Raw genomic sequence first — 25,258 nt, 5'->3', positions numbered from 1 at the left:
AAATCAAATCTGCATTAAAAACATTCCAAATAACGCAACAATGTTTCAGGTATCATTGCGAAATTGTTATTTTCGGCAAAAATACACTAAATTTGCCGGACTTTAAATTAATTGAAATAGAATAAATGTCTGAAACGCCTAACTCACCAACACCTAATCAGGATCGTAACACCGAAAATTGGTTTACATCATGGTTTGACACTCCGTATTATCATATTTTGTATAAAGATAGAAATTACAGAGAAGCTCAGGTGTTTATGGACAATCTGACACATTATCTAAATTTGCCTGAAAAAGCAAAAGTATTGGATTTAGCTTGTGGAAAAGGCCGTCATTCTATTTACTTGAATCAGTTAGGTTACAACGTTTTAGGAGCTGATCTTTCAGAAAACAGCATTACCGAAGCCAGCAAAAACAGCAATGAAACCCTGCATTTCAAAGTGCATGATATGCGTGAACCTTTTGAGGAAAAATTCGATGCAATCTTCAATTTGTTTACCAGCTTTGGCTATTTCGAAAATGACGATGACAACCTGACCACCTTAAAAGCAATCAAAGAAAGTTTATCTGAATATGGTTTTGCCGTAATTGATTTCATGAACGTAAATCAGGTTATTGAAACTCTTGTTCCTGAAGAAGTAAAAACAGTTGACGGAATTGATTTTCATATCAAAAGATACGTTGAAGACGGGCATATTTTTAAAGAGATCGATTTTGAAGATCAGAACAAAAAATTTCATTTTACAGAAAAAGTAAAAGCCTTAACATTGAAAGATTTTCAGGATTTAATGGATGAAGCCGGAATTTATCTCTTAGATATTTTTGGCGATTACAAGCTCAAAAAGTTCCATAAAACTGAAAGCGAAAGATTAATCATGATTTTTAAATAAAATTGGTGAATCGTTTAATTGTTTAACCGTTTAATCGCTGAACAAAAAAACAATTAACCGATTAAACAAATCAACGATTAAACAATAAAAAATGAATTATCTATTACCCTTATTTTCTGTACTTTTAGGATATGGAGTGGCTTTGTTTATAAAACCAAAAAACAAAACCAATCTAAAATTACTGCTGGCATTCAGCGGTTCTTTTTTATTGTCACTAACCGTAATGCATCTTTTACCTGAAGTTTACGAATCACACAATCATAATATCGGGATTTTTATTATGGTCGGAATCTTATTCCAGATCATTCTCGAGTTTTTCTCAAAAGGCGCAGAACACGGACACGTACACGGACACGCAAAAATGTCCCAGATTCCATGGCTGCTTTTCATTAGCCTTTGCATTCATGCCTTTTTAGAAGGTTTTCCGGTAAGCCATCATCATGGTCTTGCTATCGGAATTGCAATTCACCATTTACCGATTGCCGTGATTTTAACGACGTTTTTCGTAAATGCCGATTTAAATAAAAAAGCCATTTTCGTTTTTATGTTAACTTTTGCTATCATGACCCCACTGGGAACTGTCGCTTCTGACTTTTTACCTATACTAAACGAATATTATACCGAAATAACTGCAGTCGTAATCGGAATTCTGTTCCACATTTCATCGACCATTATTTTCGAAAGCAGCGAAGGACATAAATTTAATGTAGCCAAAGTCTCGATGATTGTTCTCGGAATTTTACTGGCCTTCTTTCTTTAATTAGTGAATTAGAAAATTTGTCAATCAGATAATTATTTGCATTGACTAATTATCTAAATTCATTTTTTTAGGACCTCCAAAAACATTATCTAATTATCTAATTGCATACTATTGTTTGTGTGAGGGATAGTAGCAAACTACCGAAGTAGTGCGGATAGCCCGACCGCATTTACAAAAGGCGCACATAAACGGTTTGTTAAATAGCGCCTTTTGTAAATGTGGTCACACCCAAAAAATTATCGAATTGACAAATTTTCTAATTCTAATTGCCTGTTCTTTTCTTCTCTTCTTCATTTCCAAAATTACGCTCTTTTATATTGATCTTTTTATTTCCAAAATTATAAACTACAGATAGGCGGGCAAATCGATTGCTTTCATGTTGACTATAAACTTGTCTCACACCATTTACAATTGAAACATCGTCTTTTAAATATGACGTATTAAAAATATCATTTACTAAAAAAGAAATCTGCATTGCTTTGTTTAATAAATCCTGCTTAAAACCAATATTTAAACCTGATGTATATCCTGTTTCGTATAAACCACTTTTATATGGTGTCGTATAATTAAAATCTATTTGTAATTTGGTTGTTTTACCCAACGAAAAGGTATTATTCGTTGAAAAATTAATTTGGAGACCATTTACCGGTGCTGCATTGATATTTTTTATGAATTTAATATCTGAACCTAAAAAATACACTGAATTTTCACTCTGCCACCAATCTGTAAAACTGGCTGAATAAATTTCTCCAATTCCATAAGTAATGCCTTTAAAATAATTTTCTCTCGTTATAACTTGTGTCAATGTTTCCGGATTTGCAGTAAATATTACTCCATAACCATCTGTAATCGAATTTAAAAAAACACTTGTTTTCAATATTTTTTTATACGAATGTGCAAATTCAAAATTGTCACTAAAAGAAGGCTTCAAAAATGGATTCCCCTCAGAATAGCTGTTACTGCTTATATAAACCCGAAACGGATTTAATAGCGAAAAGCCAGGTCTTCGAATTCTCTTTCCATAATTTAAACTAAAACTGTTGTTTTCATCTTTTTGATAAGAAGCATAAATAGTTGGAAATAATTTAAAATAATTATTTACCGTTTTCTGATTTAACGTTTTAGAGAAACCATTTGTTTGAGTGTTTTCTAATCGTAATCCTAATTGAAAATTCCATTTATCATTAATTTTTTTATCTCCGCTAATATAGACCGCCTGATTATTTTCGGTATATTTAAATTGGTTTGACTGGTTAGTATCTAATTCCGGGGTTCCGGTAATCGTATTAAAAAAAACAACATCGCTATCACTGGTGGTGAAACTTACTTTCGCTCCATATGATAAGTTTAACCATTGAAGCGGATGCTCCATATCGGCCTTCAGGCTCACATTGTCAATATTTTGATTCGAAAGATTTCGTCCTGACTGATTTACATCGACAAAGGTTTCGTCTGACGCATAATTATTCGCTATAAAATCCCTGTCGAATTTTGAATTATAATTAAAATAATCCACATCAAATGATAATTTTCGGTTTAGAGAATCCAATTTTGTAATCAAATGCAGATTATAAGTCTTATTACCTGATTTTCTGTCTAAAAAACTCTTATTGATGATATAACTTTCCAATTCATTTTGAGCATTATATTTATCAATTCTAATATCAGAATCAAAATCCGGATTGCTTTTATCTTTTAAAAGTTGAAACCCAATGGTTGTATTTTCTGAAAAATCATAATCAAAAGCTATTTTTCCGGACAAGTTATCTTCATTTAATTTTGTCTTTACATCCATTTTTGTAGATTCTTCAGCAAAATACATATCCAGGTTTTCATTAATATTTCTGTAGCCCGTTTTACCATTGACACTAGCAGAAAATCGAAATTTATTTTTATTGTAAAAGAAATTATCTCTCAGCGCAAAAATTCCATATTTACTTTGATCATACGAAGCTGTGATCGTATTTTTCCATGAATCACGAGCCCCTTTTTTCATCACAATATTGATTAATCCTCCATTTCCTTCTGCTTCATATTTTGACGAAGGATTACTAATAATTTCGATGTTTTTAATATCACTTGCAGAAATCGATTTTAGGAAATTATTTAATTCTTCACCGGTTAACTCAATCATTCTTCCATCAATCATGACACGAGAAGCTCCTTTTCCTAATATATTGATAGCATTATTTTGCACCACAACACCCGGTGCTGTATTTATGGCACTCAAGACATCTCCTCCAACAGTGTTTACATTATTTTCAGGATTATAAACCAATCTATCAATTTTTTGTTCAATTGTACTTTTTCTCGACTGAACGACAACTTCTCCCAAATTTGTTGCATTTTCTATTAAAGTAATTGTGCCTAAATCGGTATCTTTCTCAATAACAATTTCACTTTTGTAATCTGTAAATCCTAAAAGACTGACTTCTATTTTATAAAAACCTTTTTTTATATTAATTTCAAAAGTACCGTCTTGCAGGCTTGTTGTACCGTCTATTATTTTCCCTTCTGAACTGGTTACTGAAATATCTGCCCACTCTAATGAAGTCGTTTGGCTGGATATTTTGCCTTTTAATTTTACTGTTGATTGTGCCAAACAAAATAACGGCAATAATAAAAAGATAAAGAGGTTTGCTTTTTTCATGATTTCTAATTTTTAGACTTGTTCAATTAATTTGAAGCAAAGTTGCCTTAGAAATTTTCCAGAATCGACCGACAAAAAAAAGTCGAACCAATTTCTATTCAAGAAATCAGTTCGACTTTATAATGTTTGAAGTACGACTTTTTACAAAACCTTAATTATGAAGCGTTTCTGTAAGCTGTGGGCGTTTGATTAGTATATTTTTTGAAGGAAGTATTAAACGAAGATTTTGAATTAAAACCTACTTCGTACAGAATTTCTAAAACGGTCAAATCTCTTTTTAAAGGATCTCTCAAAATATTCATTGCTTTTTGAATACGATATTCATTTACAAAATCAAAAAAGTGCTGATTCATATGATGATTTATCAAAATAGATAAATCCCGAACCGGAATATCAATTTGATTAGAAAGTTCCTGAATCGTAAGTGACGGATCGAGGAAAGGTTCTTTTTCTGCCATATAATTTTTTAATGTCAAAATCTGCATCGTAAATACTTCATTTTGATTACCTTTTACATCAATACTATCTCTATTTTCTTTAGGAAGAATATCTCTTGTTAATAATAATTTAGAATCAATACCTCTAAAAAGCTCAGGATGATTTAAGGCTTTTAAAACAAACCAGCAGGTAACTGACAAAACCAAAAACTGCAATATTGTATTAGACCAGATCCATAAAAAATCAATATTGGCATATCTCACAACATTCTTAGCTATCGACAAATAATACAAGACAAAAAGTACCATAGCCATTTGAAACAGCCACTTAAAAATAGATGCTCTCGGGTTCGTATAATTTTCCTGGTATATTTCTCTATACTTTTTTAAAACTAAAAATACCCCAATACTATAAAATATGGTTTGGAGACCTAAAACAAGAAACAAATAAGACATCTCAGACGATTGGTCGCGATTCTCATAAAACAGTATTTTTTCTGTATCAGTTAAAAAATAGAGTCTGAATAGAAAAACCACATTTGTAATAATAAATGGAATTATGTGCAACAGGTCTTTTGGCTTTAAACGAAAATCTGCAAAACAAACTGACAATACATATAAGTAAAAAGCAGGAAGTATCAGGGCACAAACAGTCCATCTGAAAAATTCTAAATTAAAATGAGTTCTAATAAAGTTTTCATCAATAAAAATACCGCTGTTATCAATCGCAAAAAAGATCAAATAACAAGCAAACAGTCTATTTGCCAGTTTGTTTTTTGTCTGTACAGTGAACAGAAAGAAAGCCAGCAATAAGGAAACAAAAACTGACAATCCGGCCATGGCCGTTAAAAAACTTTCTATATTCATTCCTCTTTAATTATTTAAACAAATATAATGTTTTAGTTCTTTTTATGAGTGTTCTAAAATTGGTTTCGCCTAAAAGAAAACTTCAAAAAAGACTTAAATTCTTTATAAGTTTGACTTGTATTTTTCTCTCATTTGCTTAAAAAAGTTTAATTTTGGAGGATAACTATTTCAACAAAAAATGACGTTTACAAAAACAACCGAGCAATCTTCAAAATACGAACATTTAGAGAAAATGTCAGTTCAGGAACTGCTGACAAATATTAATAACGAAGACAAAACTGTACCCAATGCCGTCGAAAAAGCGTTACCACAAATAGAAGCTTTGGTTGTGCAGACTGTTACGAATTTAAAATTGGGCGGACGTATTTTTTACATTGGTGCAGGAACATCCGGACGTTTAGGAGTCGTTGATGCTTCTGAGTGCCCTCCTACTTTTGGAGTCCCGTTTGATTTGGTAAACGGAATCATTGCGGGCGGTGATACAGCAATCCGTCATGCCGTAGAAAATGCCGAAGACAATGCTACACAAGCCTGGATTGACTTACAAGCACACAACATCAACTCAAATGATATCGTCATTGGTATTGCGGCTTCTGGGACAACTCCTTATGTTATTGGTGGTTTAGAAACCTGTAATGAAAATAATATTGCTACAGGCTGTATTACCTGTAATGCAGGAAGCCCTTTAGCATTAACAGCTAAATTCCCTGTAGAAGTGGTTGTCGGACCGGAATTTGTAACCGGAAGTTCACGAATGAAAGCCGGAACTGCACAAAAGTTGGTTTTAAACATGATTTCAACTGCCTCGATGATTCAGCTTGGAAAAGTAAAAGGGAACAAAATGGTAGATATGCAACTGAGTAATATCAAACTGGTTGACCGGGGTGTGAAAATGATTATGGAAGAAATTCCGGTTTCGTATGAAGAAGCGAGTGAATTATTAAAAAAATACGGCAGTGTAAGAAACGCGGTTGATAATTATAGTAAGTAAAAGTTATTGGTAAAATGTGAGATGCTGCTTAACCGCAAATTTAAACTTGAAACCTAAACCTTTTTCAAACCTGACCCGGGGCTGAAAGCCGAACAGACGAAGTAAACAAAAAATAATGGCTACAAATAAACAATTATTAGGAAAAGGGATTAAATATTTGACCGGTGCACTGCCGTTGATGTTTATTGGTCCTACGCTTATCTATAATGCATTTATGAATCAGCACACCGCCTGGCATTATCTGGTTTTAGGAATCGGGATTGTCGCTTGTCTGAGTGCTATGTTTTTAATTTTCTACGGATTGAAAATTATTATGAAAGGTATATTTAATGACTAATTTGTATCTTTTCAAATCTTAAATTATGAATATTCAACCAGAAACAAACGAGTTTTCTCAAAAAATGGATAATTTAAATTGTGATTCAAGTATCCTATACAATTTAGATATAGATAATGCATTAGATAATATAAAAAAACGGAAATTTTATACCCAAGAAGAGGCAAAAGATATTGCTGAAAAATGGGGCAAAAAACCATTAATTAAAAATCTATCTGTATAACACAGTATATTGTTCGAGTAGGTCACAACGCTCAAAAAATACAAAAACATTCATGGAAAGTCTAATTCACATTCAAAAAACATTCGAGAAGGTCATTTATATTGACAAGAAAATAAACAACCGTGAATTTGAAGATTGTATTTTTAAAAACTGTGATTTTTCTAACAGCAATTTTGCTTACAATACTTTTTTAGACTGTGAATTTATTGATTGCAATTTGTCGATGACCAGTCTGGCAGGAACGAGTTTAAAAAATGTGACTTTTAAAAACTGCAAGCTTTTAGGAATCGCTTTCAATGAATGTGACGATTTTCTATTTCAGGTTTATTTTGAAGAATGTACACTGGATTATGCTTTGTTTTCAAATAAAAAAATGCCGAAAACAAAGTTCATCAATTCATCAGTAAGAGAAGTTACTTTTATTGGAACCAATTTAATGAACTCGGTTTTTGACAATTGTGATTTAGACGGTGCGATTTTTAATGAAACCCAACTGGCTGCTGTTGATTTTAGGACGGCTTACAATTATAAAATCGATCCTGAATTTAACCCGATGAGAAAAGCACAGTTTTCAACTCAGGGAATCGTGGGGCTTTTAGATAAATATGATATTAAAATTGTATAATCATGGAAACGAACGAATCTTATCTGGAAAGCGTTAAAAAGCAATTTTTGTACTATAAAACACTGGGGGAAAAAGCCATCGATCAACTTGAACCTGAACAGCTTTTTATTACTTTAAATGAAGACACCAATAGCATTGCAACCATAATTAAACACATTTCCGGAAATATGCTTTCGCGTTGGACAGACTTCTTAACTTCTGACGGTGAAAAAGAATGGCGCAATCGCGATGCCGAATTTGAAAATGATTTACTGTCAAAAGATGAAGTTCTTGAAACATGGAATAGAGGCTGGAATGTATTTTTTGACGCTTTAAACAATTTGAGTCCCGAACAGCTTTCGGATATTATTTATATTCGAAATGAAGGCCATACCGTTATTGAAGCCATTAATAGACAATTGGCTCATTATCCGTATCATATCGGGCAAATTGTTTTTTATGCCAAACAATTGAAAAACAGCTCCTGGAACAGCTTATCGATTCCCAAGAATAAATCCGGGAATTACAACGCCGAAAAGTTTGCTAAAGAAAAAGAAATTAAAAATTTTACTGATGATGAATTAAACAGATTGAAATAATTAGTTCTCTCTTTTATTTTTCTGATGAAAACGATTGCCCTAGCCCTGATTGAAACGGAAATCCTTTTTATTTTTCCTTTAAAAATAAAAAGATTGCAGTGGAAAGCAGGAATCAGCTCCTAAAAAAACAACTTATTTAAAATGAAAAAAATTATATCCTTATTCCCAATACTTGCCCTGGTATCTTGTTATAATGCAGAGCACAACTGCAAAGATTTCAAAAACGGAAAGTTTAAATTTGAGTTTGAAGTAAACGGCGTAAAAAAAACAACGATTTTTGAGCGTAAAGACAGTATTGAAATTGAAACTTTTGAAGGAAAAACTGATACCGCAACGATACGCTGGGTAAGTGACTGCGAGTATGTTCTGCAAAAAAAACACCCTAAAAATATGGCTGAAGAAAAAGCAATCAGCATGAAAATATTAACGACTTCTAAAGATTCCTATACTTTTGAATTTGGGATGGTGGGTTCTGAAGAAAAACAGCACGGAACGGTTACCAAAATCGATTAAAAAACTGAAATCAAATCTCCTATTAAAAGTTCCTTTACGGAGCTTTTTTTGTTTCACAAATTATCCTGATTTTTTATAAAATATAGTTTGAACAGAAGCTTAAAAGTGTTTCTTTTACAATTCTGTTTCTATTCTGATTTTAGTACCTAAATCTAACCAAATGAAAAATACAATTTCATACAGAGTTGCCGATTTTTTGAAGAACTTCCCTCCTTTTAATCTTTTACACCAAAAAGATCTGGAAAAATTATCTGAGCAGATTTCTATTATTTATAAAGAAAAAGACTCGGTGATTTTTTCTGAAAATGAAAAGACACATGATTCCTTTTATGTGGTACATAAAGGAGCAGTTGCGCTTAAAAAAAATCAAAAAACACTTGACATGTGTGATGAAGGGGATATTTTTGGACTAAGACCGCTTTTGGCACAGGAAAATTATGTCATGGAATCCAGTACTTACGAGGAAAGTATTTTATATGCAATTCCGATTGCCGTTTTTAAACCGTATGCATTAGAGAATAAAGCCATTGGTAATTTCCTGATTGAAAGTTATGCTTCGAATACTAAAAACCCTTATTCTGAAGTTCATAAAAACAATTTATACGGTGAAGTTATTGCGCAGCACAATCCGAATAATGAAAAAGAAATTTTTGATTTACAGCCTGTAAAATATTCCAAAAAGATTGTTACCTGCGGTCCTTCAACCACTGCAAAAGAAATCGCTAAAATCCTGACCAAGAAAAAAGTAGGGGCTATTTTGATTGTTGATGAAATGCTTCCAATCGGAATTATTACGGATAAAGATTTGCGCAACAAAATCGTTTCCGGCGACTACCCTATTACTACCCCTGCTGAAGCTATTATGACATCTCCGGTTATTACGTATTCTAAAAAAATGACGGTTACCGAAGCTCAAATGGCAATGATCAAAAGTAATATCAGTTATTTATGTCTTACCAAAGACGGAACTGTAAATACAAAAGCTGTTGGTATTTTGTCAAAACACGACCTTATGGTTTCGCTGGGTAACAATCCGGCCGTTTTGATTAAAGCTTTAAAAAGAACTACAAAAGTTAAGGAAATCAAACCGATCCGCGCACAGATTATGCAATTGTTGCAAGGATATCTGGATCAAAACATTCCGATGACACTGATTACCAAAATCATAACCGAATTAAACGATGCCTGTGTAACCCGTGTTATTGACATTTCATTAGAAAAAATGAACACACCTCCTCCTGTAAAATTTACCTGGCTGGCATTGGGAAGTCAGGGGCGTGATGAACAAATGCTGCACACAGATCAGGATAATGCTATTGTGTATGAAAATGTTTCGGAAGTTTTTAGAGATGAAACAAAAGCCTATTTTCTAAAATTAGCTACTCACATTAATAAAGGACTTTTTACTATTGGCTATGAATATTGTCCTGCAGAAATGATGGCATCCAATCCAAAATGGTGCATGAGTCTTGACGAATGGAAAAATCAGGTAGCTTACTGGATAAAAAATCCGGGTAAAAATGAAGTTTTGTTATCATTTATCTTTTTTGATTATAGTGTAAAATACGGAAATCGTGAACTTGTAGACCAGTTATCAGATTCGATTTTTGAAAATGTAAAAGCTAACCCTATTTTTTATGTTCATTTGGTAAGTGGTGCTTTGCAAAGTCCTTCTCCGACGGGTTTCTTCAGACAGTTTTTGGTTGAACAGGATGGTGCCAATAAAGATCAGTTTGATATTAAACGAAGAGCTTTAATGCCGCTGACAGATGCTGCAAGGGTTTTGATTTTGTCTCATTCTGTAAAATCTATCAGCAACACGGCAGAACGTTTTGAAAAACTGGCCGAACTGGAACCTCATAACAGTGAACTTTACTTGTCGTGCTCTTATTCGTTTAAAGCCTTATTGAAATTCAGAACTAAACAAGGGCTTTTACACCATGATTCAGGACAGTTTATCGCTTTGGAGTCCCTTTCAAAAATGGAGAAAATAAAACTGAAAAGGACTTTTAAAACCATCAAAGAGCTTCAGGAATTAATTTCGGTACGTTTTAATGTTTCTAATATTGTATAAAAATGAGTTTATTTAATTTTTGGCAAAAAGAAGAAGAAAAGTTTTTCGATGAAAACATAACTATTGAAGAAACGCGTTTTGTAGTGCTGGATACAGAAACAACAGGTTTTGATTTTACAAACGACCGGATTTTATGTATTGGTGCACTCGTTTTACAAAATGGTACTATTTCGGTTCAGGATAGTTTTGAAGTTTATATCGAACAGGATCATTACGATGAATCAACTGCTCAGATTCATGGAATTCTGAAAGATTTTGTTGTAAAACGTCCTTCAGAATCAGAAGCTTTGAAACAGTTTGTTGCCTATTTAGGTGATGCCATTATTATTGCTCATCATGCCTATTTTGATATCACGATGATTAATCGTGCCCTGGAAAGAAATGGCTTGCCTGAATTAAAAAATAAATCACTGGATACCGGAGTTTTGTATAAAAAAACATTGATAAAATCACATCTTTTTGAGCGTAAAGATCATTACTCCCTGGATGATCTGGCTGACAAATTTGATATTTCAAAAAAAGACCGCCATACCGCGTTGGGAGATGCTTACATTACTGCTATTGCTTTTCTGAAAATTGTAAAAAAACTGAGAGAGAAAAAAGAGATCAATTTGAATCAATTATTTAAATAACGAGTAGTTAGATTTGAAATTTTTATAAAACACTCCTGAAATTACGACTGAATTTCAAAAATTTCTTTTTTTATTTCAACAGAATAATCGTTTGGGGTAATCTGTCCGCCAAAGGTTTTTGCATATACCTTGGTAAATTCGGCTCCGAAATACAAAATAATTGCAGAATAATAAACCCAGACCAAAATTATAATCACTGATCCGGCGGCTCCGTAAACACTTGCAATTGTAGAACTTCCGAGATAAACTCCGATTGCAAATTTTCCCACCATAAACAAAATAGCAGTACAGCCCGCACCGATAAAAGCATCTTTCCATTTTATGTCTCCATCGGGCAATGTTCTGAATATAATAGCAAAAAGCAAGGTGATACTCGCAAAAACAATTAAAATATTTATAATATAGAAGAGATATACGGTACTATCCGGCAAATATAATTTTAATCTTGCATTGAGAACATCTAATGTCGCATTCAGCATCAGACTCACCAGCATTAAAAAACCTACTGAAACAATCATCGAGAAAGACATTAATCGGTTTTTTATGAACTTTTTTAAACCTTTATTCGGTTTTGCACGTAAGCCCCAAATGTAGTTAATAGAACTCTGAATCTCAGCAAAAACACCCGAAGCCCCAATCAGCAGCATAACAACACCAAAAATGGTTACAAAAAAATTACTGTCTGCCAATTGCACATTTTTTATTGCCTCCTGAATCTGCACAGCGGCATTATTTCCTACCAGTCTATTTATTTGGCCGTATAATTGGCCTGTGACTGCCTCTTCCCCAAAAAAGACACCACAAATAGTAATGATAATAATCAATAAAGGAGGCAATGCAAAAATGGTATAATAAGATAATGCTGCACTTAATTTTATAGCATTATCATCATTAAATTCAAAAAAGGTAGTTTTTAATAAATACCAGGATTTCCAGAAAATATTTTGATTTTTCATCTGCTGATTTTTTGATATTCTCTCAAATTTACGCAATAATCAAAACTCCTTAATTCCTGATTTTTACTGGAATTTTATATTTTTTCCATGTGACCTTATTTTAAAACCTTTTTATATTCCTGATCAAAACCCAGTTTTTTAATTTTTAAAACCTTTTTGAGTTCGCTTCTTGTTGGTTTAATCAGATAAGAAGTTGAATCCAAATTTTTTCCTTTTACTTTAGTAACAGAATCAAGTTTTTTCAAATCTTCTTTTTCGCAAAGATTTTTAAACCTTAATGTGTTTTTATCAATTGAAAGAAACTGAATTTTCCAAAATACAGAATCTTTTCTACTTAATATCAATTGTCCATCAATCCGTTTTGCTTTTTCATAAAGTGAAAACCTAAACAAAGTGTCGGTCTGTTTTTGAATCAATTCTATTGAATCACCTTTCGGAATCATATCATATTCCGTCTTAAAACTTATAGACACTAATTTTCCTTTCACAATATCAAATTCTTCTTTCAAAGAATCTAAAGCGAGTTTATGAATCATATCTTTATAAAAATACTCTTTTAGGATTCTACTTTCTTCAATTCTAATAAAAGTAGAGTCATTATTCATATACAATCCTCTGAACTTATTCGGAAAATGATCTAATTCTGAATCTTTACCAGGCTCTGGATTTTCAAAATAAAAAATAATACAATCTGCACATGCCGCATCTGCTTTTTTGCAAGAAATAATTAATGTTATTACTGCTATAATTAAAATTGACTTTTTCATAACTACTTTTACTTATAGTGACAAAAAATCCCTTTATCATAAACCGTCCATAAACTTGCTTTTTGATTGGCAGCTTTTAATGCATTGTTTGCCCATGTATTGCAGGTATAAAAAAGACTGTAACTTCCTTTTGCTTCGTAAAAAGCATCTTTTTTGCCGTAGCTATGACCTTCAATCCATTGAGGATGAATAGAATCACTAAAGCTCTCTGAAATATAAGTCACCAGATTTTGGTAATTCTCTTTTGAAATCAGAATACGTTTGCAGTCATTTCCTTCTTTTAATTGTTTAAAAAATGTAGTATGCATCGCCGATGAACTTACACCGAATGCAGCTTTCAATGCCGTACTTGCTTTCAAATCTGACCATTCCGGCGTATCCAGATAAAAACCTTTGTCTCCCCAGCCAAAAGCAACATAATTCATCAAAGAATCTTTTGATTGTGTCTGGTCAAACCGAATTTCGTTTCGCCAGTCTTTGATTTCGTTTTTAATAGGAACTACAATATCGGTGTGAACACCGTTAGAGAGAATGTAAATTGGAATTGCATTTTGTTCTTCTACTGCTGCGATATCTGAATTCACAGTAATTTTTGAAATTAGAAGAACTGATGAAATGTACAAAGCAAGAAAAGTGAAGATTCCGAAAAGTGTCCAGCCGAGAAATTTGAAAGATTTTTTTAGCATTTTTGATTGGTTTTAGATTTAGTTATTGGTTGATTTTTCTGTAACCAATTTTTGAGCCAAAGTTTTACTAGTTTTTAATTTGTTTGCGAAATGTTATGCGGATTTTACAGATTCGCTATTGCGAAAGCGCGGGTTTACGCAGATTTTTTTAGATTATCAGGCTTCAATTTTAGACATAAAAAAACTGCTGAATTTCTCCAGCAGTTCAATCTATTCTCTTCCTTCTTTACTCTATTTTCTCAAGAAAAAAATTAAACGTTAAAACGGAAATGCATTACATCACCATCTTTTACCACGTATTCTTTTCCTTCTACTTTGAATCTTCCCGCTTCTTTAGCTTTTGCCTCAGAACCATATTGAACGTAATCATCGTATGAAATTACTTCTGCTCGAATGAATCCTTTTTCGAAATCAGTGTGGATAACTCCTGCAGCCTGTGGCGCTGTCGCTCCAATATTGATGGTCCAGGCACGAACTTCTTTTACACCGGCTGTGAAGTATGTTTGCTGTTTTAATAATTTATAAGCTGCACGTATTAAAACTGAAGCTCCCGGCTCTTCTAATCCCATATCTTCAAGGAAAACCTGACGCTCTTCGTAGCTCTCTAATTCGGTAATATCTGCCTCTGCACCCACTGAAAGTACTATAACTTCTGCATCTTCATCTTTTACTAATTCACGAACCTGGTCAACATATTTATTTCCGCTTACTGCTGAACTTTCGTCAACGTTACAAACGTATAAAACTGGTTTTGCTGTAATCAATTGGAAGCTTTCTAATAAAACTTCTTCGTCATTATTCTGAGGAACAATTGTTCTTGCAGATTTTGCCTGTAATAAAGCTTCTCTGATTCTGTTTAATAAAGCTTCTTCTGTCTGAGCTTCTTTGTTTCCTGTTTTTGCAGCACGTTTTACTTTTTCCAAACGTTTCTCGATTGTTTCTAAATCTTTTAACTGCAATTCGATATCGATAGTTTCTTTATCACGAATTGGATTTACATTTCCGTCAACGTGTACAATATTATCATTATCAAAACAACGCAAAACATGAATGATAGCATTACACTCTCTAATGTTTCCTAAAAACTGGTTTCCAAGACCTTCACCTTTACTTGCACCTTTTACCAAACCTGCAATATCTACGATATCTACAGTTGCCATTTGAACACGCTCTGGTTTTACCAATTCCTCCAGTTTGTTGATTCTCGGATCCGGAACGTTTACAACACCAATATTAGGTTCGATTGTACAAAATGGAAAGTTGGCACTTTGCGCTTTTGCATTAGATAAACAATTAAATAATGTTGATTTTCCAACATTTGGTAATCCTACAATTCCTGCTTTCATCTGTTTGTTTCTATTTATTTTATTCGCCCTTTTCTGTTCAGGCTCAACTTAATTCTTCTAATTTATTCTTTATGAATTATTTATTTCTTTTAGTTTCTGCCAAACTGATATTTTTTGGCTTTAAAATTTTGCAAATATAAGATTTAATAACTCGGGAGTGAAGTAAAAATGAGTATTAATCTATTTTTAGAAGTCTTATTTAAAATTTTTAAACTTTTTATTATGATTTTGTTAAAAAACATTACTTTTATACAAACAACAAACAAAAACAAACCAAAAAAATCAAACAACCATGAAAAAGATTACATTATTTTTATTCCTGATAAATTCAGCCTTTCTTTTTGCCCAGAAAGAAGTTTCAGGTGTCGTTAAAGATAAATCAGGTGCTCCTCTGCCTGGTGTAAACGTTGTCGAAAAAGGAACTTCAAACGGAGTTTCTACCGATTTCGAAGGAAATTTTGTTATTAAAGTAAAAGAAGGCGCTGTTTTAATTTTTACTTATGTTGGCTACACGGCTGTAGAAAAACCTGCTTCTGGAAGTAAAATAGAGATTGTTCTCGATGAAAGCGGAGGTCAAATTTTAAACGATGTTGTAGTCGTTGGTTCAAGAAGTGCAAAAAGAACTGTTGTAAATTCAGCGGTACCTATTGATGTCATTAATGTAAAAGATGTTACCACACAAAGTGGAAAACTTGAAATTAATGAATTATTACAATATGTTGCCCCATCATTCAACGCCAATAAACAATCGGGCTCTGATGGTGCCGATCACGTGGATCCGGCTTCTTTAAGAGGAATGGGACCTGACCAGACTTTGGTTTTGATTAACGGAAAAAGAAGACACCAATCCTCCTTAATTAATTTGTTTGGAACCCGCGGACGTGGAAATACTGGAACAGATTTAAATGCAATTCCGGCTGCTTCTATCAAAAGGATTGAAATTCTGAGAGACGGAGCTGCTGCACAATATGGTTCTGATGCCATTGCAGGAGTTATCAATATTGTAACCAACGATAATGTAAAAGAATTTACCGGCGCAATAACATATGGAGCATTCAATACAGACGCCAAAGGAGATTTTCCTGAAGGAACCGCAAATACAAAAGGTTACAGATTAGACCAAAACGGGAACGGGAATTCCTTTGGAAAAGATCAGGATTTTGACGGAGGTTCTGTAAAAATATCAGCTAATTATGGGGTTCCAATTGGCACAAAAGGCGGTTACGTAAATGTTACCGGAGAATTTTTAAACAAAAACAAAACATTACGTCCTGGCTTCGATTTCAGAAAAGGTTTTGGAGAAGCTTCAATTCAGGGCGTAAATTTATTTGTAAATTTTGCAGTTCCGATTTCTGAAAAAACTCAATTTTATGCTTTTGGAGGAAGTAACTTCAGAGATACAGACGCTTATGCCTTTACCAGAAATGACGGTGAAAGAGTGGTAGAAGAAATTTATCCAGGCGGATATACTCCAAGAATTACTTCAAAAATAAACGACAATTCGATTGCAGCAGGAATCAGAACCGAAACTTCCGGAGGCTGGAAATGGGATTTCAGCAATACTTTAGGAAAAAATAAATTTCATTATGACATAAAAGGAACTCTAAATGCTTCCCTTGAAGAAAATTCACCAACAGAATTTGATGCCGGAGGTCATAGTTTACTTCAAAACACTACCAATATCGATCTTTCTAAAAATTATGGTGACATTCTTGAAGGCTTAAATTTAGCTTTTGGAGCAGAATATAGAGTAGAACAATTCGAAATTTTTGCCGGAGAAGAAGGTTCTTATGCAACCTATGATACAAATGGAAATCCGATTACTGATCCTACAACCCAAAGTGCCCCAATTGACCCGGTTTCAGGTGAGCCACGTCCCGGAGGTTCTCAGGGATTCCCAGGTTATAGTCCGGCAAACGAAGTAAATGAAAACCGTACCAACTTCTCCTTATATACGGATGCTGAATTAGATGTTAGTAAAGCTTTTATGGTAAGTGGCGCTATTCGATACGAGAATTACAGCGATTTTGGAAGTACCGTAAATGGAAAACTGGCTTCAAGACTTAAAATTACAGATAACATCAACTTAAGAGGATCTGTTAGCACCGGTTTCCGTGCGCCTTCTTTAGCACAGATTTATTATAATTTGCGTTTCACCAATTTTAGCTCTGCAGGTGCAACAGAAGTTTTATTGGCTCCAAACAACAGTGAAATAACAAGAGCTTTTGGAATCCAGAAATTAAATGAAGAAAAAGCAGTAAATGCATCGTTAGGATTTACGGCTAATTATGGAGATTTTACCGCAACTGTCGATGGCTACCTTATCAATGTAGATGACCGAATTGTATTAACTGGTTATTTTGATGCATCACATCTGGGAACAAATGTTGATAAAGCACAGTTTTTCGTAAATGGTGTAGATACCAAAACAACCGGACTTGATGTAGTTCTGTCCTGGAAAAAAACAATTAATGAAAATAGATTTGGCGCCACTTTGGTTGGAAATATTAATGATATGAAAATTGACAAAGTAAAAAATGGCGATTTAGACGAAAAAACATTCTTTGGTGAACGTGACAAAGCTTTTTTACTTGCCTCTGCCCCACCAAACAAATTTGGTCTTAACCTAAATTATGGCAGAAAATGGTTTGATGCGGGATTGGCTTTCACGAGATTTAGTGAAGTAAAACTATTAGATTATCAAATGGACGAAGATCCTGAAGATTACAGAACGGATCCGTCTGAAACCGACGAACAGGTATTGGCAAACCAAAAGAGAGCAGCTACAGATACTTACGGAGCCAAAATTGTAACCGATCTGACTTTAGGTTTTAAACTTTCTAAATCTACCAAATTAAGTATTGGTGCCAACAACCTGCTAAATGTTTATCCTGACCAGCAAGATGACTGGGTTGAAGCCGGTGGCTACTGGGATGCTGTACAAATGGGATTCAGCGGAGCTTATTACTACGCAAGACTTGGATTTAATTTTTAACAGAATAGCATAAAACCAAAAAATCCTGAGCGCTAAACTCAGGATTTTTTGGTTGAATTATAATTTAAATTCTAACGAATCGATAATTCCTTTTTCTTCATCGGTAGCCGTAAATCCGGAAATGTCCCAATATTTAGTCAGGACTTTGTTCTTTTTATTAAAAAGCGATTTCTCTTTAAAAACATCACTTTCTTTATAAGTAAAATTCTGTCTGTTGAAGTTGGTTGTTATAAAATTATTACGAACCTGAATATTTTTAATTTCCTCTTTTAAAACCAAATCATATCCTATTTCTTCATTTGCAGTCAATAGATAATAATCCTGGCCTTCGGCCCTGTAACTAACTTTCACAATTGACCTTGTAACATTTTTAGAACCAATTTGTTCATTTTCGACTATTTCTGCCAAATTTTTTGGCTCAATAATAACGCTAAATTCTATAATTAATTTTTTTTCGGGATCGTAAACTATTTCATAAGTATCTAATGCCGTTTTTGCACTTTCTAACGGCACTACAGACATTACATAATAGTTTTTATTATTAGGATGTCCTTTGGTCGTAAAACTGTATTCTTTTTTGGTTTTTGAATCCAAAAGAGGGTCGAAATAGTTTAAATTGCAATAATTCTCCATAATATTATTCAAATTATAGCCCATCAAATCAGCACTGATATCGTTTTCCAATAAACCGTAAGATCTATTTTGCTCAACCAGTAATGTCGTAGTTGCTTTTTTCTGGTTTACTGAAAACTGAAAATTTACCAGTCCGTCATTGTAATAAGAATATTTATTATCTAACAAAAAGAATTCTCTAACATATACCTTTAGACGATAAGAAGCAGCTAATTTCTGTCTTGAATTGGAAACGATTTTTTGAAGGATTTTTTGAGGATTTTCATTTGAAACAACTACTTCATCTAATTTATTATGACTGTTTTTGAGATAAATTACAAATTGATCTTCTTTTAAAGCGGCCCAACGAAGTGTCAGTTTTTCATAATTTGTTTCTGAAACCTGAACATTGGAAGCTCCGTTTAATACAAAAGTTACTTTACCATCTTTATTAGTAATCAAAGTCTGTTTGGTTTTCATAACAAAAACTGTAGCGTTTTCTATCGGCAACAGCGTTTCTATATCTTTTACAATTACAGAATACTCTGCTTCTTGCGCAAAAAGACTTAAATTTAAAAAAATAACCAATAAAAGTATCAGTCTTCTCATAAGTGTTATTAAATTTTCAACTAAAGTATTAAATTTCCGTCAATAAATTAATATTCATTAAAAATAAAACATTAAAAATCAAAGAAATAACTTTTATCATATTAAAAATCAAGAGAAAAAAAAATCCTGAATTTAAAATCAGGATTTTTATATCGTCAAAATAAAATATTACTCTCCATGCAAAAACGCCTGTCTGTTCAACAAGGTTTCTTCATCTTCTACGTGATTATCATCTGGCACACAACAATCTACAGGACATACTGCTGCACACTGAGGTTCATCATGAAAACCTTTACACTCTGTACATTTTCCGGGAACGATATAGTATATTTCGTCAGAAATTGGCGTCTGAGCATCATCTGCATCAACTTCAGTTCCGTCAGGTAAAACTACTGTTCCTGAAAGGCTTGTTCCGTCTTTATATCGCCAGTCATCAGCTCCTTCATAAATTGCTGTATTTGGGCATTCTGGTTCGCAAGCCCCACAATTGATGCATTCGTCGGTTATAATTATTGCCATTTTATTCTTGGTTACGGGTTAAAACTTATAAGATTCTGCAAATAATATTAAACATTTTATTCTGCTTTGCCTTATAACTTAATATAGCTTATTTTTGTGCAAAATTACAATCAAAACCTTTCATAAACAAATTAGTTATGTTACAAAACGAAAAAAAACAATCTTTTATAGCGCTGGGTCAGTTTTTGAGTCAGTTTTCAGAAGAAGGAAATACCCGTAATGAATCGGTTTTAGGTAATGACTTATTTTATGAAGACTTTATAAATCTCATCGAACTTTCGCAATCACACAACGGATGGTACACTCCTGAACAAGTGCATTTTGCAATAAAATCATGGGCAGAAGCTTTGACAGAAGAAAATATAGACAAATGGCTTTCTAACTATTCTGCAGAGTTTTCTCAAAACAATAAAAAAGAAAAAACGGTAGCTTTAATCTTAGCCGGAAATATTCCTCTTGTAGGTTTTCATGATTTTTTATCCGTTTTAATAACAGGAAATAAAGCTTTGATAAAAACTTCTTCAAACGACCAGCATTTGTTGCCGTTTTTAGCCAAATATTTAATTTTTGCTGATAAAAGTTTAAAAGATAAAATTGTTTTCACTGAAGGGAAATTAGAAAATTTTGATGCCGTAATTGCTACGGGAAGCAACAATACTGCCCGTTATTTTGAATATTATTTTAAAGACAAGCCCTCTATTATACGCAAAAATAGAAATTCAGTTGCGGTATTAAACGGTCAGGAAACCAAAGAAGATCTAGAAGGTTTAGGTGAAGATATTTTTCGCTATTTCGGTTTAGGATGCCGTAATGTTTCTAAACTTTTTGTCCCGAAAGATTATAAGTTTGATGATTTTTTTCAGGCGATGTTTAAATATCAGGATGTTATTCATTACGAAAAATATGCTAATAATTATGACTATAACAAAGCAGTTTTTTTAATGAGTAATTTCAAATTACTCGATAACGGATTTTTGACAATAAAAGAAGATTCCAGTTATGCCTCTCCTATTTCGAGCGTTTTTTATGAGTTTTATGAAAACATAGAAGATTTACAAAACCGTCTCGAAGCTGACAGTGACCAAATTCAGTGCATTGTAAGCAACAATCTGATCAAAAACAGCATTTCTTTCGGCAAAACCCAGACTCCGCAATTATGGGATTACGCAGACAATATTGATACTATATCGTTTTTGTTAATAACATAGGTTAAAAATTTATAATTATTGCGAATAATTTAACGGTTTTTCAACTTGTATTCCCGAAATTTGCGTTTTTAAAAATTTGGACTATTAACTATACCATGAAAAAACACAACTACAGCGCAGGACCAAGTATTTTACCTCAGGAAGTTTTTGAAAAAGCATCAAAAGCCGTATTAGATTTTAATAATTCAGGATTATCAATTCTTGAAATTTCGCACCGAAGCAAAGATTTCGTTGCTGTTATGGATGAAGCCCGTTCATTGGCTTTGGAATTATTAGGCTTAACAGGCAAAGGATATCAGGCCTTATTTTTACAAGGTGGAGCAAGTACAGCATTTTTAATGGCTCCATACAACTTAATGAAAGAGAACGGAAAAGCAGCTTATTTAGATTCAGGAACATGGGCGACAGCAGCCATAAAAGAAGCTAAGTTTTTTGGAGAAACAGTTGTCGTAGCTTCTTCAAAAGAAGAAAATTACAACCATATTCCAAAAGGTTACGAAATACCTGCAGATGCAGATTATTTTCACTGTACCAGCAACAACACTATTTTTGGAACTCAAATGAAAGAATTCCCGGCAACTAAAATTCCGGTAGTTTGCGATATGAGTTCAGATATTTTTTCACGTGATTTAGACTTTTCTAAATTTGATTTAATCTATGCCGGAGCTCAAAAAAATATGGGACCTGCAGGAGCTACACTTGTAGTGGTAAAAGAGGAAATCTTAGGCAAAAACGGAAGAGCAATTCCTAGTATGCTAGATTACGCGAAACACATCAAAGCAGAAAGTATGTACAATACACCTCCTGTTTTTTCTGTTTATGTATCATTATTAACTATGCAATGGATTAAAGCTCAGGGCGGAGTTGCTGCTGTTGAAAAATTAAATGACGCAAAAGCTGCTTTATTATATGCTGAAATCGACAGAAATCCATTATTTAAAGGTGCAGCAAATGTAGAAGACCGTTCAAACATGAACGTAACTTTCTTATTGACAAATCCTGATCATACAGCAACTTTTGACGCTTTATGGAAAGAAGCAGGAATTTCAGGATTACCTGGACACCGTTCTGTAGGCGGTTACAGAGCTTCTATCTACAACGCTATGCCTATCGAAAGCGTACAGGTTTTAGTTGATGTAATGAAAGCATTGGAAACTAAAGTTTAGTTTTCAGTCACAAAATCACAGTTTACAAAAAAAAGAAAATATAATATTTTAGATGATTTAAACGATCAATCTGATAAACAATAAACACAGCAATGAAAGTATTAGCAAATGACGGAATTTCTAAAAGCGGAATTCTAGCCTTAGAAAAAGGAGGTTTTGAAGTTATCACTACAAAAGTAGCTCAGGAACAAGTAGCTAACTATATTAACGAAAACAATGTCGATGTAATTTTAGTTCGTAGTGCAACTAAAGTACGTAAAGACATCATCGATGCCTGCCCAGGTATCAAAATCATCGGACGTGGTGGTGTTGGTATGGATAATATTGATGTGGATTATGCTAAAAGCAAAGGAATCCATGTAATCAACACTCCTGCTTCTTCATCAGAATCTGTTGCTGAATTGGTATTTGGACACTTACTTTCTGGTGTTCGTTTTTTACATGATTCAAACAGAAATATGCCTTTGGAAGGGGATTCAAATTTTGACGGTTTGAAAAAAGCATACGCAAACGGAACTGAATTAAGAGGAAAAACATTAGGTATTGTTGGAATTGGCCGTATTGGTCAGGCTACTGCAAAAATGGCTCTTGGTTTAGGTATGAAAGTTATCGCAGCTGATGGATTTATTCCTTCTGTAGATGTAAAAGTTGAATTCTTCGACGGACAATCAATCACGACTACAATCGTTCCTCAATCATTGGAATCATTATTAAAAGAATCAGATTTCATTACATTACACGTTCCAGCTCAGGATGGTTATATCATTGGTGAAAAAGAATTTGAAATCATGAAAAATGGCGTTGGAATCGTAAACTGTGCTCGTGGTGGTGTTATTGATGAAGTAGCTTTAGTAAAAGCTTTAGATTCAGGAAAAGTTGCTTTCGCAGGTTTAGATGTTTTCGAAAACGAACCAAAACCGGAAATGGCCATTTTAATGCATTCTAAAATCTCTTTGACTCCTCATATCGGAGCTGCAACAGGAGAAGCTCAGGACAGAATTGGTACTGAATTGGCATCACAAATCATTACTTTGTTGAGTTAATTCATTATAACTAAATAATCTTAAGAGGGGATTTATTAACGTGTTTAATAAATCCCCTTTCTTTTTTTGTTTAAATTTGAGTTCTAATCTAAAACACTAAAAAACCATGCTAGACCAATTAACCCAGTTAGTACAGCAATTCGGAGGAGATGCTGTCGTAAAAAATAACGCTATTCCAAATGAACAGAATGAAGGTGTAATCAATGAAACAAGTAACTCTATCTTTTCAGGACTGCAAAAAATTGCTTCAGAAGGCGGTGGCGAACAATTAGCTGCTTTGTTTCAGGGAAAATCAATTGACAGTTCGAATCCAGTCGTACAACAGCTAAGCCAGCAATTATCTGGTAATTTAGGCGAGAAATTTGGATTAAGCAGCGATACATCTTCAAATGTTGCAGGAAGTATGATTCCACAGATTTTAAATTCACTGGTAAACAAAGCCAAGGATCCAAATGACGGAAGTTTTCAAATCTCAGATATTATAAACGCAGTTACAGGAAACAGTAGCCAGGCCTCTGGTATTATGGACACCATTTCAAAATACGGAACCCAATTTGGACTGGACCAAAATGCTGATGGTAAATTGGACATTGAAGATGTTCTGGTCGTTACGAAAAGTAGTGGTGGTATAGCAGGTTTTATTGGTAAATTCTTTAAAAGCAAAAAATAATCTAAACAGACCAACTAAAATATTAAAACCTGTTTGAATTTACGCAAACAGGTTTTCTTTTTGACTATGATTTCCATGACAAAGTGTTAAATCATTCGAGCCATCACTCCTTTTTTTGTAAATTTAATGTTCAAATTTAAGCCATGAAAAATTTCGTTTACATAATAGGAGTTTTATTTACAATTATTGCATGTTCAACATCTTCTAAGAACACAATCGCAGCAACTGATCACCAAATAAAAGCATCAGTAAATGATACGGTACGCATTGCAAATGACTCTTTAGAATACGAAGTTATCATTATTGATAATGGATTCAACTATTGGCTGGCTTCACAAGCTTATCCCAGAAATTATTATTCCCAGTCTTATCTCGAAATCAAAAATCAGCTATATATAACAGAATGGAACAACAGGGTTCTACAGCCTCAGCGTTACAATCCTAATTTATACGAAATGAGAATTGACTATGACCCATTTATCAATTATGGTTACGAAGTAAACTATCTGATTTATAATTACATGATTTATTTTCAAAATACTTACAAACAAAAACTAACTGGTTACGTCCCTTCCAGATAATGTTTACTATATTTGTAATCATTCCAAACAAAAATGAATCGATTAAAGCAGCGATGGGGTGTGACCTCTAATTTTCAATTTATCATTATATTCATTGTTTTTGCCATCACCGGATCGGCATCTGCATGGCTGTCCAGACCTTTTTGTGAATGGCTCAACATTACCAAAGAAGATTTTGGCGGATGGTTTACCCTTATTCGGTTAATAATCATCTTTCCTATCTATCAGGTTTTACTGGTTGCAATAGGTACTCTTTTTGGACAATTTCGCTTTTTTTGGAATTTCGAAAAGAAAATGCTTAAAAGTTTAGGCTTGGGGTTTTTGTTCAAAAAATAACATTTTCTCCCTCTTTCTCATATCTATTAGCGAATTAAGACCTGTCTAAAACAGAATCAGCTTTTCATAGAATTTGTTATCATTTATTTTTTTAGTATTATTCTTTCAATCACACAGAACGGTTGTACTATCAAACGAGAAAATATTCTTAAAAGTACATTTTACAAAACACTTGAAAACATAAGCA

Annotated in this window: 25 protein-coding genes; 17 read left to right on the top strand and 8 right to left on the bottom strand. The window is 33.3% G+C overall.

Features of this window, described 5'->3' with window-relative positions:
- Positions 1-125: 125 nt before the first annotated feature.
- Positions 126-890, top strand: coding sequence for a class I SAM-dependent methyltransferase (locus GWR14_RS21140; protein ID WP_163411136.1), 765 nt, complete (start codon positions 126-128; stop codon positions 888-890).
- 91 nt (positions 891-981) lie between these two features.
- Positions 982-1,650 carry a ZIP family metal transporter gene (locus GWR14_RS21135; RefSeq protein WP_163411135.1) on the top strand — a complete coding sequence of 223 codons (669 nt, stop codon included), beginning with the start codon at positions 982-984 and terminating at the stop codon, positions 1,648-1,650.
- Positions 1,651-1,912: 262 nt separating this feature from the next.
- On the opposite strand, the gene GWR14_RS21130 is transcribed toward GWR14_RS21135, so the two are convergent.
- Entirely contained in the window at positions 1,913-4,300 is a 2,388-nt protein-coding gene (locus tag GWR14_RS21130; protein ID WP_163411134.1) for an outer membrane beta-barrel family protein, read from the bottom strand.
- A gap of 155 nt (positions 4,301-4,455) precedes the next feature.
- Complete coding sequence (locus tag GWR14_RS21125) at positions 4,456-5,604, bottom strand: helix-turn-helix domain-containing protein (RefSeq protein ID WP_163411133.1); 1,149 nt, start codon at positions 5,602-5,604, stop codon at positions 4,456-4,458.
- 178 nt (positions 5,605-5,782) lie between these two features.
- Here GWR14_RS21125 and murQ point away from each other — a divergent pair, with 178 nt between their 5' ends.
- From murQ to GWR14_RS21085, 8 genes are all read left to right on the top strand, one after another.
- On the top strand, positions 5,783-6,595 hold the full coding sequence (gene murQ, locus GWR14_RS21120) for an N-acetylmuramic acid 6-phosphate etherase (RefSeq protein WP_163411132.1): 813 nt from the start codon (positions 5,783-5,785) through the stop codon (positions 6,593-6,595).
- 115 nt (positions 6,596-6,710) lie between these two features.
- Positions 6,711-6,932, top strand: a complete 222-nt coding sequence (locus GWR14_RS21115) for a DUF6095 family protein (protein ID WP_163411131.1) — start codon at positions 6,711-6,713, stop codon at positions 6,930-6,932.
- 25 nt (positions 6,933-6,957) lie between these two features.
- The gene (locus GWR14_RS21110) at positions 6,958-7,155 is read left to right on the top strand and encodes a hypothetical protein (RefSeq protein ID WP_163411130.1); all 198 of its coding nucleotides are present in this window, start codon (positions 6,958-6,960) and stop codon (positions 7,153-7,155) included.
- A 52-nt stretch (positions 7,156-7,207) separates the two neighbouring features.
- On the top strand, positions 7,208-7,780 hold the full coding sequence (locus GWR14_RS21105; protein ID WP_163411129.1) for a pentapeptide repeat-containing protein: 573 nt from the start codon (positions 7,208-7,210) through the stop codon (positions 7,778-7,780).
- A 2-nt stretch (positions 7,781-7,782) separates the two neighbouring features.
- On the top strand, positions 7,783-8,358 hold the full coding sequence (locus GWR14_RS21100; protein ID WP_163411128.1) for a DUF1572 family protein: 576 nt from the start codon (positions 7,783-7,785) through the stop codon (positions 8,356-8,358).
- A 141-nt stretch (positions 8,359-8,499) separates the two neighbouring features.
- Positions 8,500-8,871, top strand: a complete 372-nt coding sequence (locus tag GWR14_RS21095) for a DNA topoisomerase IV (RefSeq protein WP_163411127.1) — start codon at positions 8,500-8,502, stop codon at positions 8,869-8,871.
- 160 nt (positions 8,872-9,031) lie between these two features.
- Positions 9,032-10,945: a DUF294 nucleotidyltransferase-like domain-containing protein gene (locus GWR14_RS21090; protein WP_163411126.1), complete on the top strand. Its 1,914-nt coding sequence runs from the start codon at positions 9,032-9,034 to the stop codon at positions 10,943-10,945.
- A gap of 2 nt (positions 10,946-10,947) precedes the next feature.
- Entirely contained in the window at positions 10,948-11,577 is a 630-nt protein-coding gene (locus GWR14_RS21085) for a 3'-5' exonuclease (RefSeq protein WP_163411125.1), read from the top strand.
- Between the two features lie 41 nt (positions 11,578-11,618).
- Here GWR14_RS21085 and GWR14_RS21080 read toward each other — a convergent pair whose 3' ends face one another.
- From GWR14_RS21080 to ychF, 4 genes are all read right to left on the bottom strand, one after another.
- Positions 11,619-12,533 (bottom strand): YihY/virulence factor BrkB family protein, encoded by a 915-nt coding sequence (locus tag GWR14_RS21080; RefSeq protein ID WP_163411124.1) that lies wholly within the window; start codon positions 12,531-12,533, stop codon positions 11,619-11,621.
- Positions 12,534-12,628: 95 nt separating this feature from the next.
- Positions 12,629-13,300 (bottom strand): hypothetical protein, encoded by a 672-nt coding sequence (locus GWR14_RS21075; RefSeq protein WP_163411123.1) that lies wholly within the window; start codon positions 13,298-13,300, stop codon positions 12,629-12,631.
- 8 nt (positions 13,301-13,308) lie between these two features.
- Entirely contained in the window at positions 13,309-13,986 is a 678-nt protein-coding gene (locus GWR14_RS21070) for a TIGR02117 family protein (protein WP_163411122.1), read from the bottom strand.
- Between the two features lie 251 nt (positions 13,987-14,237).
- On the bottom strand, positions 14,238-15,332 hold the full coding sequence (ychF, locus tag GWR14_RS21065) for a redox-regulated ATPase YchF (RefSeq protein ID WP_163411121.1): 1,095 nt from the start codon (positions 15,330-15,332) through the stop codon (positions 14,238-14,240).
- A gap of 292 nt (positions 15,333-15,624) precedes the next feature.
- Between ychF and GWR14_RS21060 the strand changes: the two genes are divergently transcribed.
- Positions 15,625-18,327, top strand: a complete 2,703-nt coding sequence (locus GWR14_RS21060) for a TonB-dependent receptor (protein ID WP_163411120.1) — start codon at positions 15,625-15,627, stop codon at positions 18,325-18,327.
- Between the two features lie 57 nt (positions 18,328-18,384).
- Here the strand turns inward: GWR14_RS21060 and GWR14_RS21055 are convergent, their stop codons facing one another.
- Entirely contained in the window at positions 18,385-19,548 is a 1,164-nt protein-coding gene (locus GWR14_RS21055; protein ID WP_163411119.1) for a peptidase associated/transthyretin-like domain-containing protein, read from the bottom strand.
- A gap of 168 nt (positions 19,549-19,716) precedes the next feature.
- Positions 19,717-20,067, bottom strand: coding sequence for a 4Fe-4S dicluster domain-containing protein (locus GWR14_RS21050; protein WP_163411118.1), 351 nt, complete (start codon positions 20,065-20,067; stop codon positions 19,717-19,719).
- Between the two features lie 137 nt (positions 20,068-20,204).
- Between GWR14_RS21050 and GWR14_RS21045 the strand changes: the two genes are divergently transcribed.
- The 6 genes from GWR14_RS21045 (at position 20,205) to GWR14_RS21020 (ending at position 25,071) form a co-directional block, all read left to right on the top strand.
- Positions 20,205-21,275, top strand: coding sequence for an acyl-CoA reductase (locus GWR14_RS21045; protein WP_163411117.1), 1,071 nt, complete (start codon positions 20,205-20,207; stop codon positions 21,273-21,275).
- A gap of 95 nt (positions 21,276-21,370) precedes the next feature.
- A complete protein-coding gene (serC, locus tag GWR14_RS21040) occupies positions 21,371-22,441 on the top strand; it encodes a 3-phosphoserine/phosphohydroxythreonine transaminase (RefSeq protein WP_163411116.1) in 1,071 nt (356 codons plus the stop codon).
- A 92-nt stretch (positions 22,442-22,533) separates the two neighbouring features.
- The gene (locus GWR14_RS21035; protein WP_163411115.1) at positions 22,534-23,484 is read left to right on the top strand and encodes a D-2-hydroxyacid dehydrogenase; all 951 of its coding nucleotides are present in this window, start codon (positions 22,534-22,536) and stop codon (positions 23,482-23,484) included.
- A 106-nt stretch (positions 23,485-23,590) separates the two neighbouring features.
- Positions 23,591-24,154, top strand: a complete 564-nt coding sequence (locus GWR14_RS21030) for a DUF937 domain-containing protein (RefSeq protein WP_163411114.1) — start codon at positions 23,591-23,593, stop codon at positions 24,152-24,154.
- Between the two features lie 143 nt (positions 24,155-24,297).
- Positions 24,298-24,735 (top strand): DUF6146 family protein, encoded by a 438-nt coding sequence (locus GWR14_RS21025; protein ID WP_163411113.1) that lies wholly within the window; start codon positions 24,298-24,300, stop codon positions 24,733-24,735.
- A 33-nt stretch (positions 24,736-24,768) separates the two neighbouring features.
- Complete coding sequence (locus tag GWR14_RS21020; protein ID WP_163411112.1) at positions 24,769-25,071, top strand: DUF6787 family protein; 303 nt, start codon at positions 24,769-24,771, stop codon at positions 25,069-25,071.
- Positions 25,072-25,258: the final 187 nt, after the last annotated feature.

The organism is Flavobacterium ajazii (assembly GCF_010614725.1).
GTDB classification, from domain to species: Bacteria; Bacteroidota; Bacteroidia; order Flavobacteriales; family Flavobacteriaceae; genus Flavobacterium; species Flavobacterium ajazii.
The sequence above is the reverse complement of the archived record's forward strand: the minus strand, read 5'-3'. Positions and strand labels throughout refer to the sequence as shown.

Coding starts and splice junctions, on each gene's coding strand:
- murQ (WP_163411132.1), top strand. CDS start 5,783: ATGACGTTTACAAAAACAACCGAGCAATCTTCAAAATACGAACATTTA.
- GWR14_RS21125 (WP_163411133.1), bottom strand. CDS start 5,604: ATGAATATAGAAAGTTTTTTAACGGCCATGGCCGGATTGTCAGTTTTT.
- GWR14_RS21030 (WP_163411114.1), top strand. CDS start 23,591: ATGCTAGACCAATTAACCCAGTTAGTACAGCAATTCGGAGGAGATGCT.
- GWR14_RS21045 (WP_163411117.1), top strand. CDS start 20,205: ATGTTACAAAACGAAAAAAAACAATCTTTTATAGCGCTGGGTCAGTTT.
- GWR14_RS21140 (WP_163411136.1), top strand. CDS start 126: ATGTCTGAAACGCCTAACTCACCAACACCTAATCAGGATCGTAACACC.
- GWR14_RS21080 (WP_163411124.1), bottom strand. CDS start 12,533: ATGAAAAATCAAAATATTTTCTGGAAATCCTGGTATTTATTAAAAACT.
- GWR14_RS21055 (WP_163411119.1), bottom strand. CDS start 19,548: ATGAGAAGACTGATACTTTTATTGGTTATTTTTTTAAATTTAAGTCTT.
- GWR14_RS21110 (WP_163411130.1), top strand. CDS start 6,958: ATGAATATTCAACCAGAAACAAACGAGTTTTCTCAAAAAATGGATAAT.
- GWR14_RS21090 (WP_163411126.1), top strand. CDS start 9,032: ATGAAAAATACAATTTCATACAGAGTTGCCGATTTTTTGAAGAACTTC.
- GWR14_RS21020 (WP_163411112.1), top strand. CDS start 24,769: ATGAATCGATTAAAGCAGCGATGGGGTGTGACCTCTAATTTTCAATTT.
- GWR14_RS21100 (WP_163411128.1), top strand. CDS start 7,783: ATGGAAACGAACGAATCTTATCTGGAAAGCGTTAAAAAGCAATTTTTG.
- GWR14_RS21105 (WP_163411129.1), top strand. CDS start 7,208: ATGGAAAGTCTAATTCACATTCAAAAAACATTCGAGAAGGTCATTTAT.
- GWR14_RS21070 (WP_163411122.1), bottom strand. CDS start 13,986: ATGCTAAAAAAATCTTTCAAATTTCTCGGCTGGACACTTTTCGGAATC.
- GWR14_RS21135 (WP_163411135.1), top strand. CDS start 982: ATGAATTATCTATTACCCTTATTTTCTGTACTTTTAGGATATGGAGTG.
- GWR14_RS21025 (WP_163411113.1), top strand. CDS start 24,298: ATGAAAAATTTCGTTTACATAATAGGAGTTTTATTTACAATTATTGCA.
- ychF (WP_163411121.1), bottom strand. CDS start 15,332: ATGAAAGCAGGAATTGTAGGATTACCAAATGTTGGAAAATCAACATTA.
- serC (WP_163411116.1), top strand. CDS start 21,371: ATGAAAAAACACAACTACAGCGCAGGACCAAGTATTTTACCTCAGGAA.
- GWR14_RS21075 (WP_163411123.1), bottom strand. CDS start 13,300: ATGAAAAAGTCAATTTTAATTATAGCAGTAATAACATTAATTATTTCT.
- GWR14_RS21095 (WP_163411127.1), top strand. CDS start 8,500: ATGAAAAAAATTATATCCTTATTCCCAATACTTGCCCTGGTATCTTGT.
- GWR14_RS21115 (WP_163411131.1), top strand. CDS start 6,711: ATGGCTACAAATAAACAATTATTAGGAAAAGGGATTAAATATTTGACC.
- GWR14_RS21085 (WP_163411125.1), top strand. CDS start 10,948: ATGAGTTTATTTAATTTTTGGCAAAAAGAAGAAGAAAAGTTTTTCGAT.
- GWR14_RS21050 (WP_163411118.1), bottom strand. CDS start 20,067: ATGGCAATAATTATAACCGACGAATGCATCAATTGTGGGGCTTGCGAA.
- GWR14_RS21060 (WP_163411120.1), top strand. CDS start 15,625: ATGAAAAAGATTACATTATTTTTATTCCTGATAAATTCAGCCTTTCTT.
- GWR14_RS21130 (WP_163411134.1), bottom strand. CDS start 4,300: ATGAAAAAAGCAAACCTCTTTATCTTTTTATTATTGCCGTTATTTTGT.
- GWR14_RS21035 (WP_163411115.1), top strand. CDS start 22,534: ATGAAAGTATTAGCAAATGACGGAATTTCTAAAAGCGGAATTCTAGCC.